7 protein-coding genes are annotated in these 12,336 nt (G+C 33.7%); 6 read left to right on the top strand and 1 reads right to left on the bottom strand.

Features of this window, described 5'->3' with window-relative positions:
- Window position 1: 1 nt before the first annotated feature.
- Genes H6X70_RS11980 through H6X70_RS11970 form a run of 3 tightly spaced genes read left to right on the top strand, consistent with a single transcriptional unit; the run spans window position 2 to window position 3,227 of the window.
- Complete coding sequence (locus H6X70_RS11980; protein ID WP_194767932.1) at window positions 2-853, top strand: peptidyl-prolyl cis-trans isomerase; 852 nt, start codon at window positions 2-4, stop codon at window positions 851-853.
- A complete protein-coding gene (locus H6X70_RS11975; RefSeq protein WP_194767931.1) occupies window positions 816-2,270 on the top strand; it encodes a peptidylprolyl isomerase in 1,455 nt (484 codons plus the stop codon). Before H6X70_RS11980 ends, H6X70_RS11975 begins: the two co-directional genes overlap by 38 nt.
- 3 nt (window positions 2,271-2,273) lie before the next feature.
- A complete protein-coding gene (locus H6X70_RS11970) occupies window positions 2,274-3,227 on the top strand; it encodes an AAA family ATPase (RefSeq protein WP_194767930.1) in 954 nt (317 codons plus the stop codon).
- 33 nt (window positions 3,228-3,260) lie between these two features.
- Here the strand turns inward: H6X70_RS11970 and H6X70_RS11965 are convergent, their stop codons facing one another.
- The gene (locus H6X70_RS11965; RefSeq protein ID WP_410529880.1) at window positions 3,261-4,940 is read right to left on the bottom strand and encodes an LIC_10190 family membrane protein; all 1,680 of its coding nucleotides are present in this window, start codon (window positions 4,938-4,940) and stop codon (window positions 3,261-3,263) included.
- A 348-nt stretch (window positions 4,941-5,288) separates the two neighbouring features.
- Here H6X70_RS11965 and H6X70_RS11960 point away from each other — a divergent pair, with 348 nt between their 5' ends.
- The 3 genes from H6X70_RS11960 (at window position 5,289) to H6X70_RS11950 (ending at window position 12,058) form a co-directional block, all read left to right on the top strand.
- Window positions 5,289-8,066 (top strand): bifunctional aconitate hydratase 2/2-methylisocitrate dehydratase, encoded by a 2,778-nt coding sequence (locus tag H6X70_RS11960; RefSeq protein WP_194767928.1) that lies wholly within the window; start codon window positions 5,289-5,291, stop codon window positions 8,064-8,066.
- 171 nt (window positions 8,067-8,237) lie between these two features.
- The gene (locus tag H6X70_RS11955) at window positions 8,238-10,508 is read left to right on the top strand and encodes an aconitate hydratase (RefSeq protein WP_194767927.1); all 2,271 of its coding nucleotides are present in this window, start codon (window positions 8,238-8,240) and stop codon (window positions 10,506-10,508) included.
- 278 nt (window positions 10,509-10,786) lie between these two features.
- Window positions 10,787-12,058, top strand: a complete 1,272-nt coding sequence (locus H6X70_RS11950) for a T9SS type A sorting domain-containing protein (protein ID WP_194767926.1) — start codon at window positions 10,787-10,789, stop codon at window positions 12,056-12,058.
- Window positions 12,059-12,336: the final 278 nt, after the last annotated feature.

Below are 12,336 nucleotides of genomic sequence, written 5' to 3'. Positions count from 1 at the left end.
AGTGCGTATAAAATTCAGCATATTATTACTTGTATTGGCCGTGTCTTGCGATTATTTTAATAAACCGGAAGACTACAGTAATGCCGTGGCACGAGTAAATACAAGCTACTTGTTTCCTGAAGATATTGAAGGCTTAGTGCCTCAGGATGCTTCGGTTGCCGATAGTACTTTAATTGTTCATAATTTTATAAACCGTTGGGCAACGCAGCAGTTGTTGGTTGATGGCGCGATGCTAAATTTAAGTCAGAAAAAACAAGATGCTTTTAATAAGCTTGTTGTTCAATATAAAAACGATTTATACGCAAAAGCCTATATTCAAGCTTTAGTGAAACGCAGTATAGATACTTTGGTAACTCTTGAGGAAGCTGAAAAGTATTATGAAAACAACAAGGAAGTTTTCAAATTAAACGAAGAGCTTATAAAGTTTCGATACATTCACGTTGATGAAAATATTATCGATTATAGCAATATAAAAACACGATTTGAGCGCTATGAAAGTTCAGATAAAAGGATCTTGGATTCAATTTCAATTCAGTTTAAATCTTACTCCTTAAACGACTCTATCTGGATTAAATTAAGTCAGGTAATAAAGAAAATACCAGCGGTTACTCCTGAAAATAAAGATGAACTGTTAAAAAAATCTAATTTTATACAGCTCAAAGATTCATTAGGAGTATATTTGATGCAGATTAACGATGTGTTATTACGCAACAACACAGCGCCGTTAGAGTATGTTAAGCCTACTATAGATCAAATAGTCATTAACAAACGCAAGCTGGAATTAATTAAAGATATTGAAAAAGACATTACTAAAGATGCCATTAAAAATAAACAATTTGAAATTTATAAATAATTTGAAACACATTTTGGTTTTATGCATAACACTTCTTTCAGTAGGTGTTATGTCTGCTCAGGAGATTATTGAAGAGGAAGAGGTCGCAGAAGCTGTTAAAGCAGTAGATACAACCAAGAGTCAAAATGCTAAAAAGGTTGATGGTGTTGCTGCAGTAGTTGGTGATTATATTGTATTAGATTCGGATATTAAAAAAGAAAGAGAACAAATTAAAGCCGCTGGCGGTTCTTTAGAAGGGGTAGACGATTGTAATTTATTTGGCTTAATGTTAGAGCGTAAATTATATGCGCACCACGCTATTCAAGATAGTATTCCTGTTTCCGATGCTGAAATTAGAAAAAATGTCGATTATCAAATCGAACAATTTTTACAGCAAACAAACGGTTCTATGGAAAAGCTTTTAGAGTTTTATAATAAAGAAGACGAAAAAAGTTTTAGAGAAGAAATGTTTGAGATTAATAAAGCCAACGAATTGGCACAAAGAATGCAAGCTCAAATTATTGAAAATGTAGAAATAACTCCTGAAGAAGTAAGAACCTTTTTTAATAAAATTCCTGAAGAAGAACGTCCTGTTTTTGGTACCGAACTTAAAGTGGCTCAAATTGTAGCAGAACCACAGGTTTCAGAAGAAGAAAAACAAAAAATTATCGATCGTTTAAAAGGATTTAAACAAGATATTATAGAAAACGGAGCAAGTTTCCGTTCTAAAGCAGTGTTGTATTCCGATGACCCTGGATCGGCAAGTAAGGGTGGAAAATATACGCTTAATAGAAAAAAACCTAAAATGGTTAAAGAGTTTAGGCAAGTGGCTTTTTCGCTACAAGAGGGTGAAATATCAGAGCCTTTTGAAACCGATTTTGGCTATCATATTATTATGTTAGAAAAAATTAGAGGTCAGGAATATGATGTGGCCCACATTCTTTTAATTCCAAAAGTATCGGATAAAGCAGTTGCTGAAGCCAAAGACCGTTTAGAAAAAGTTAGAAAACGTATTATAGATGGCGACATTACTTTTGCCGATGCCGCAAGAGAAGTGAGTGATGAAAAGGAAACTAAATTTGATGGCGGACAATTAATAAATCCAACAACACAAGATTATAATTTTGAGTTAACCCGTATGGATCCAGAATTGTATTCTCAAATTCAGAACTTAAAAGACGACGAGTTAAGTATGGTTTTGAGAGAAGAAGACAGAACGGGAAAAGTTAAATTTAAAATTTTAAAAATTACCGATAGAATTGATGAGCATGAAGCTGATTATGGTCGTGATTATATAAAAATAAAAGATTTAGCTCTTGATGAAAAGAAAATCAAGGCGATTGATGCTTGGCAGGAGGAACATATTTTAGATACATACATTAAAATTAGTGGCGAATATAGAGATTGCGATTTCTCTGGAAATTGGTTAAAAAAATAAAATATGTCAGACGTAGCGGCTATTGAATCCTTTGTTAAGCAATTTAAAAATTTAAAAACCGAAATAGCGAAAGTTATTATTGGTCAAGATGAGGTTGTAACACAAATTTTAATTTCAATTTTTTCTGGAGGTCATGCCTTATTAATAGGTGTGCCAGGTTTAGCTAAAACCTTAATGGTTAATACGATTGCTCAGGCTTTAGGTTTAGACTTTAAGCGCATTCAGTTTACACCAGATTTAATGCCTTCCGATATTCTAGGATCTGAGATTTTAGATGAAGACCGTCGTTTTAAATTTATAAAAGGCCCTATTTTTTCAAATATAATCTTAGCCGATGAGATTAATAGAACCCCACCAAAAACTCAAGCTGCTTTATTAGAAGCCATGCAAGAACGAGCGGTTACTGTTGCAGGGCATCATTATAAATTAGATTTGCCATATTTTGTATTAGCCACACAAAACCCTATCGAGCAAGAAGGTACGTATCCCTTACCTGAAGCACAGCTAGACCGTTTTATGTTTGCTATCAATTTAAGTTACCCGTCGTTTGAAGAAGAGGTTCAAGTTGTAAAGTCTACTACAACTGATTCTAATATTAAGATAACCCCATTATTTAAGGCGCAACAAATTGTAGATTTTCAGCATTTAATTCGAAGAATTCCTGTTGCCGATAATGTTATCGAATATGCTGTTTCTTTAGTTGGGAAAACAAGACCAGCTTCCGATGCTGCTCCGGAATTAGTGAAAACTTATATCGATTGGGGTGCAGGCCCACGTGCTTCACAGAATTTAATTCTTGCAGCCAAAACACATGCAGCCATTCATGGCAAATTTTCACCAGATATTGAAGATGTGCAAGCCGTAGCCTACGGTATTTTAAGACATCGAATTATTAAAAACTATAAAGCAGAAGCAGAAGGTATTTCAGAAGAACATATTATCCGTAGTTTGTTTTAAGTTTGTTTGCTTAATAAGTTTTTTTAATTTGTATTATTCAATTTTTTTAGAACGAAATCCATCGTTTAGGTTTCCTGTTCTTAATTCAGGAATATACTTATAGTAGGTTTTAAAATATTCTATTTGTTTTTGATTAACACAAGGCAAATTCCCATCTCCTGTAGCCCAGAAAAAAACATCTACACCAGGTGAATAAAATTCAAAATTTTCAATTTTATATTTAGTAAATTCTGTAGTTGTTTTACTTTTTCTTTCAGGGTGAATAACATTTTCTAGTTTAAAGGTATTTAACTTCATCGCAAACTTATTATCTGTATAAGCATTTAAGTTAATTGGGACAAAAATAGGGACGGCACCAATTACGGTTGCAAAAACCACCAAAATTATTTTATGCTGTCTCTTTTTAATGATAAAAGAAAAGATCTGTATTCCTAAAAAAGCTATAAAGATAAAAAAGAAACGGTATTGTGGAGAGGTATGCCATAACAGTATAAATTGTAGTGCAGTAATTAAATATATAATTATGAAGGGGGTTCTGTTTTTTAGTTTGAATAATAAGTAGGGGAAAACGAACAATATAAAAAGGAATATTTTGTTTAAAAAACCATCTAGTTTAGGTAGAGAGATCCATAGTTTTAATTTCTCATAAAAGGCTAGTTGGGAAACATCTGCGTTGTTCAAAGCATCCAAGTAGGTACCTAGTTTATAAAACTCGATTATTTTATCTGGTAATTTCCAATCTAAACTTATTGATTTGAATATTTTTAATGGGTATAGTGGGTACCCCGAGATTATTATGTTTTTACCTATAAATAATATTAAGCATAATAAACTAATTAAACTGTATAAACCGATTTCTTTTTTTAAGTGTTTGTAATGCTTTATAAAAAGCGTGAAAGGTAAAATGAGTAGCGTAACAATAGTAACTTTTACAAAACATAAAAATACCGTTAAGAATAATAGAATTTTAAAGTCATCACGGGATATGTTATTGTATTTATTAACGAATAAATAAAAGAGATATGGCGCTATTAAAAAAATAATTAAGTCAGGTGATGGCGCATTTATAAACTGAAAATAGAAAAGAGAACACAATAAAGTGAGTCCTAGATTTAGGGATTGAAAAGTTTGTTTTTTTGAATTCAGTTTTTCAATGAATAAGAAAACCATAACAACGAATACAAACCCATTTATATCATTTAGACGATTTGATATAAACGGAAAATTAAATCCGGCTTGCAAAACATGCCAAGCAGAATTTTGAGCAAAGAACATGTGTAAATTTGCTAATCCTTTAACAAATCCATAATTATTTATCCACTTAATAGTTTGAATGTAGTAAGACTCATTGTCTAACAAGTAAGGTTTGGTAGCGCTTTGTGCTAATGTTATAATAAAAATGAAAACATATAAACATTTAAAACCAATATTTAGTTTATTATAAGCAAGTATTAGCTTAAAAAAATGATTTTTAATTTTTTTACGGAATAATGCTATAATCAATAGGTTGGCAATAAGAATTACCGTGTAAAATTCTATATGTATTCTAATGAAAAAAGCAAAAATACAAGTAATTATAGTGTATAAAAACAGTCCTAATATATGATGAATACTTGCGTGACATTTTTCAATTTTAAAAATGTAGCGAAATAAAAAACCAAAATTTAAAGTGGTTAAAAATATATAAATCCAACTAATGAGAATTATCAGCATTAAAAAAGGCTTTAATTACAAATGTAAAAATTAAATTAGGATGCTGTTGTTGATAATTCATCAATTATTTGTGAAAATTTATAATAAAAATTAAATCAAATTAAATTTTTATGCCACAATAATAATTTGACAGCCTTAGGAGCTGTATTGCTTAATTTCTTATTAAAAAGATGCTTTAAATTTGTATTTTGCAGAGCTTAAAAAAAATGAGGGTGGTTAGTTTCGTATGGAACACTGTCTTCTTCTAATTTTTTAAACGGTTTGTATAAGTTTGTATTAACGACACCCTCTGCTGTATGCAACTTTACAACCCAACTTTTAACATTGAAAAAGAATTAATTTTATTATATGAACACTTATAAAGATTACCTAAAGGAGATCGAAGAACGCAAAGGTCAGGGGCTTCACCCAAAGCCAATTGATGGGGCTGAATTGTTAACTGAAATCATTCAGCAAATTAAAGATGTAGATAATGAATATAGAGAAGATTCTCTAAACTTTTTTATCTATAATGTTTTACCAGGAACTACCGCTGCTGCTGCTGTAAAAGCTAAGTTTTTAAAAGAAATTATTCTAGGGGAGTCAGTTGTTAAAGAAATTACGCCTGCATTTGCTTTCGAGCAATTATCGCATATGAAAGGAGGCCCTTCAATTGAGGTCTTGTTAGATTTTGCTTTAGGTGAAAATATTGAACAAGCAAAAGAAGCTGCTGAAGTTTTAAAAACACAAGTGTTTTTATACGAGGCAGATACAGATCGTTTAAAAGCAGCGTACGAAGCAGGAAATGCTATCGCTAAGGAACTTATTGAAAGCTATGCTAAAGCTGAGTTTTTTACAAAGCTTCCAGAGATTGAAGAAGAAATTAAAATCGTAACATTTATCGCTGGGGTAGGTGATATCTCTACAGATTTATTATCTCCAGGAGGAGATGCACACTCACGTTCAGATAGAGAATTACACGGACAATGTATTTTCGAACACAATAAAGAACAACAAGCAGAATTAAAAGCTTTACAAGCTGAACATCCAGATAAACGTGTGATGTTAATTGCTGAAAAAGGCACCATGGGTGTAGGTTCATCTAGGATGTCTGGTGTAAATAACGTGGCTTTATGGACAGGTATCAAATCGAGTCCGTATGTACCGTTTATTAATATCGCTCCAATTATTGCAGGAACAAATGGTATTTCTCCAATTTTCTTAACTACTGTAGGTGTAACAGGAGGTATTGGTATCGATCTTAAAAACTGGGTTAAAAAAACCGATGCAGAAGGGAATACGATAAGAGATGCTGCAGGCGATCCTGTTTTAGAAGAAGTGTATTCTGTAGCTACAGGAACCGTTCTTACTGTAAATACAAAAGAGAAAAAATTATATAATGGCGATCAGGAATTAATGGATATTTCTGCATCATTAACGCCTCAAAAAATAGAGTTTATCAAAGCTGGTGGATCTTATGCCGTTGTATTTGGTAAAAAACTTCAAACTTTTGCTTCAAAAGTATTAGGTATTGATGTGGTTCCCGTTTACGCACCTTCAAAAGAAATTTCAATTGAAGGACAAGGGCTTACTGCGGTTGAAAAAATCTTCAACAAAAATGCTGTTGGAACAACTCCAGGTAAAGTTTTACATGCAGGTTCTGATGTGCGTGTTGAAGTAAATATCGTAGGATCTCAAGATACTACGGGTTTAATGACCTCTCAAGAATTGGAAAATATGGCTGCTACAGTTATTTCTCCTATTGTTGATGGTGCTTACCAATCGGGTTGTCATACCGCTTCTGTTTGGGATAATAAATCGAAAGCAAACATTCCTAGATTAATGAAATTTATGAATGATTTCGGATTGATTACCGCAAGAGATCCTGAAAACAAATACAAACCAATGACCGATGTAATTCATAAGGTTTTAAATGATATTACTATTGATGATTGGGCTATTATAATTGGTGGAGATTCACATACAAGAATGTCTAAAGGTGTTGCTTTTGGTGCCGATTCTGGAACAGTTGCTTTAGCACTTGCTACAGGTGAAGCTACAATGCCAATTCCACAGTCTGTAAAAGTTACCTTTAAAGGACAAATGGAACCTTATATGGATTTCCGTGATGTGGTTCATGCTACACAACAACAAATGTTATCGCAGTTTGGTGGCGATAATGTTTTCCAAGGAAGAATTATTGAGGTGCATTTAGGAACACTAACTGCCGATCAAGCCTTTACATTTACCGACTGGACTGCAGAGATGAAAGCCAAAGCTTCTATCTGTATTTCTGAAGATGATACTTTAATTGAATCTTTAGAAATTGCGAAGTCTAGAATCCAAATCATGATCGATAAGGGTATGGACAATAGTATTGCTGTACTTCAAGGATTAATCAATAAAGCAAATAAGCGTATTGAAGAGATTAAAACTGGCGACAAACCAGCTTTAACTCCTGATGCTAACGCGAAATATTTTGCTGAAGTGGTTGTTGACTTAGATAAAATTGTTGAGCCAATGATTGCCGATCCAGATGTAAATAATGCTGATGTTTCTAAACGTTATACACACGATACCATCAGACCATTATCTTACTACGGCGGAACAAAAACTGTAGACTTAGGGTTTATTGGTTCATGTATGGTTCATAAAGGAGATATGCAAATCTTAGCTCAAATGTTGAAAAACATTGAAACCCTTCAAGGTAAAGTTGAATTTAAAGCGCCTTTAGTAGTAGCGCCTCCAACTTACAATATTGTTGATGAGTTAAAAGCAGAAGGTGACTGGGAAGTACTTCAGAGATACTCAGGTTTCGAGTTTGACGATAACGCTCCTAAAGCTGCTGCGCGTACTAAATACGAAAACATGTTGTATTTAGAGCGTCCAGGGTGTAACCTTTGTATGGGTAACCAGGAAAAAGCAGAACCAGGAGATACGGTAATGGCTACATCTACACGTTTATTCCAAGGGCGTGTTGTAAAAGATTCTGGCGAGAAAAAAGGAGAGTCTTTATTATCATCAACTCCAGTGGTAGTTTTATCAACTATTTTAGGTAGAACACCTAGTTTAGAAGAGTATCAAGCCGCAGTAAAAGGCATTAACTTAACTAAGTTCAAGCCTTCAAGCAAGTTGTTAGCTGTATAATCATCAGATTATATCATTATAAATCAAAAGCCTGGGTTTTTCTCAGGCTTTTTTTATGCTTAAATTTTAGTTTGCCAAATGAAGTGAGTTCATTATATATGTTTCTGATACCCTTTTATTCTCCTATTACATTTTGTATCTTAGTAGAATTAAACAAAAAATAAAAAAACTATGGCATTTGATATTTATATGATTAAGAAGGTTTACAGTCAAATCGCTGAGCGTGTTGATAAAGCACGTGATATTGTGGGTAAACCATTAACGCTTTCAGAAAAGATTTTATATTCTCATCTCTGGGACGGAAATCCAACAAAAGCATTTAGTAGAGGTAAAGATTATGTAGATTTTGCGCCAGACAGAATAGCCTGTCAAGATGCAACAGCACAAATGGCCTTGTTACAGTTTATGCAAGCCGGAAAAGCTAAGGTAGCCGTACCAACAACGGTACATTGCGATCACTTAATTTTAGCAAAGGAAGGTGCTGCAAAAGATTTAAAACACGCCAATAGCGTTAGTAGTGAGGTTTTTAACTTCTTGGAATCTGTTTCTAATAAATATGGTATCGGGTTTTGGAGACCTGGCGCTGGTATTATTCATCAAGTAGTTTTAGAAAATTATGCTTTCCCTGGAGGAATGATGATTGGTACCGATTCACATACCGTAAATGCAGGCGGATTAGGCATGGTTGCCATTGGAGTAGGTGGTGCCGATGCTGTAGATGTTATGGCTGGTATGGCTTGGGAATTAAAGTTTCCTAAATTAATTGGTGTCAAGTTAACTGGAAAATTATCAGGTTGGACGGCGCCAAAAGATGTGATTTTAAAAGTAGCCGAAATTCTTACTGTAAAAGGAGGAACTGGTGCTATTGTTGAATATTTCGGTCCTGGAGCAACGGCTATGTCTTGTACAGGAAAAGGTACCATTTGTAATATGGGTGCTGAAATTGGCGCAACAACGTCAACTTTTGGATACGATGAATCTATGGAACGCTATTTACGTGCTACAGAAAGAGCCGATGTTGCTGATGCGGCTAATGCTGTTAAAGAATATTTAACTGGCGATGCCGAAGTATACGCAAATCCAGAGCAGTATTTCGATGAAGTTATAGAAATCAACTTATCTAAATTAGGCCCATTATTAAACGGTCCATTTACACCAGATTTATCTACTGAAGTAGGTGCTGCAATGACTGAAAAAGCTAAAGCAAACGATTGGCCAATAAAAGTGGAGTGGGGGCTAATTGGTTCTTGCACCAACTCCTCTTATGAAGACTTATCAAGAGCCTCTTCTATCGCGCAACAAGCTTTAGATAAAGGCTTGAAAATGAAATCTGAATTAGGTATTAACCCAGGTTCAGAACAAGTGCGATACACCGCAGATCGTGATGGAATTCTTGGCATTTTCGAAAAACTAGACGCTAAAATATTCACCAATGCCTGTGGGCCTTGTATTGGGCAATGGGCACGATACAGCGATCCTAAAAATGCACCAAAAAATAGTATTGTACATTCCTTTAACAGAAACTTTGCTAAGCGTGCCGATGGAAACCCTAATACACATGCCTTTGTAGCATCTCCAGAGTTAACGGCAGCAATAGCCATTTCTGGTCGTTTAGATTTTAACCCTATAACCGATAAATTGATTAATGAAAATGGCGAAGAAGTTATGTTTGACGAGCCAACAGGATGGGAATTACCACCTAAAGGTTTCGAGGTAAAAGACAACGGTTACTTGGAGCCAGAAGCAGATGGAAGTCATGTTCAAGTAAGTGTAAGTGAAACCTCAGAGCGTTTGCAATTATTAGAACCATTCCAGCCTATAGGCGACTCTATAACAGGAGCTAAATTATTGATTAAAGCGTTTGGAAAATGTACAACCGACCACATTTCTATGGCTGGACCTTGGTTGCGTTTCCGTGGGCATTTAGATAATATTTCTAATAACTGTTTAATTGGTGCTGTTAATGCATTTAATAAGCAAACCAACTTGGTTAAAAACCAATTAACTGGCGATTACGCAGGCGTTCCAGATACGGCTAGAGCATACAAAGCTGCAGGAGTTAAGTCTATTGTTGTTGGTGATCATAATTACGGAGAAGGTTCTTCTCGTGAGCATGCTGCCATGGAACCACGTCACTTAGGTGTTGTGGCTGTTTTGGTGAAATCTTTTGCTAGAATTCATGAAACAAACCTTAAAAAACAAGGCATGCTAGGCTTAACCTTCGCAAACGAATCCGATTACGATTTAATTCAAGAAGATGATACTATTAACTTCTTAGATTTAAACGAATTCGCTCCGGATAAACCATTAACAATAGAGTTTGTTCATGCCGATGGCTCTAAAGCTATAATTGAAGCAAATCATACCTATAATGCAGCGCAAATAGCATGGTATAAAGAAGGTTCTGCTTTAAATTTAATTAAGAAAGAAAACGCTGCTTAGGAAGAGTAACGTTTAATAAATGAGATAAGAGGCTGTCTGATATTTCAATTTAATTTGATTTGTCTGACAGCCTCTTTACTTATTGAATTACTCTAGTTTATAGTATTTAAAATTAAGTAATTCATTTATCTATTTTTCAATAATTCAAGAGTACATTAAAAGTCTTAAATATTGTTGTTATTAAAATTATAAGTGTTAAAAACACATTTGTATGAATATTTTTTATGTATTCACAAATGTTAATTGTACACTTGTATAACTTTTTTAAACTAAACAGAATGAGAACAACATTACTTTTAAGAAAATTATTTTTATTTTATTTATTTTTTTTAACGATTAGCGTAACCGCACAAGGGGATGCTACTTATAATTGGACAGGAGGGACAAATACTGACTTTTATACAGCTTCAAATTGGACTAGTACTTCGGGGGGAGTTTTATTTGATAACAATGGGTTTAAAGTTGTAAGGGTTTCTTCAACTTCAAATTCGCCAGTTATCAATTCATTTATAGATTGGCAACCAGGAATTTTTGATAACCTTGATGGTGTAAATCTCACGGTAAATGCAGATTTTAATGTGTTTTTTAATGACTTTTTGAATGGAACGGTAACAGTAAATTCAGGAGCTAATTTTACATGTAGAAATATCTTTAGGGTTGGACGTGAAGGTAAAGGGGTAATTAATGTTGATGGAGGTGTTTTTAGAGCAAACGACCCTGCGAACTGGCAAGCTATTTTTATAGGTGTATTACAAAATGGCGATGGTATTGTAAATGTTAATAACGGAGGCTCAATTGAAGGTGGCTACCATGTTGAAGTAGGATCAAGAGATCATTACCCTCTAGGGGAATTAAACGTTAATACAGGTGGGGTATCTTCAGCGTATTGGGCAACTGTTATAGGGCCAAACGGAACCATTAATGTTAATGGAGGGACTATAAATGCAGGAAAAAGTTTAATTGTAGGTGATTTATATGTTGATACCGCCGGTACAGAGGGGGCTTTAACTTTAACACCAAATACAGGAGATTTAAACCTTAATTCAGGAACTGTAATCGTTAATCAAAATAGTTTAGATAAGCCTGAATTTATAGTACATACAGATGCTCAAATTTTAGTTGATGAAGGTAGCTTAGAATTAATTAATCCTGGCTACAATTACACTGCAGATATTAATGCCATGGTAACGAGTGGCCAAATTGTGCCTGCTACAGGAAAAAAAATAACTATTAACTACGACGGAACGAAAACGACTGTAACTGCTGAAGATATTTTAAGTGTGTCTGATAATAATTTAGAGAAGGCTTTTAAAATTTTTCCAAATCCAACAAATGGTAGTATTAATTTGAAATCATTAAATAATAATGCTTTTGATGCTCAATTAATTATTTATAATATGTTAGGTCATAAAGTTTGGACCGCTCAGTTAACGAGTACCTCAGGGATGCAAAAAATAAATATTGGCGAGAAATTAACTTCAGGAGTTTATATCATACAAATAAGCACGGATAATAACTTAAAATTCACCACTAAAATTAGCATCAAATAGGTTTTAATTTTTTCTGTTGAATATAATCGATACAAGTTACTAGAGGATTATAGCTATAGATGAAGGCTGGGCATTGTAATGATTGTTCAGCTTTTTTAATTGATGTTTTTATGGCGCATTCAGAATTTAGCTTAATTACATAATAATCAAATATAAAAACCAAAAATTGATTAAATATCAGTCTTGGTTTTTTGTTTTTTTATTAAAATCTTGATGCATTAGAGTTTTTAGGTGCTAATTGAACATAGGTATCCCTGTGAAGTCTTTAAAACAACTAA

This window comes from Tamlana sp. I1 (assembly GCF_015355625.1).
In the GTDB taxonomy this organism is placed as follows: Bacteria; Bacteroidota; Bacteroidia; order Flavobacteriales; family Flavobacteriaceae; genus Pseudotamlana.
The sequence above is the reverse complement of the archived record's forward strand: the minus strand, read 5'-3'. Positions and strand labels throughout refer to the sequence as shown.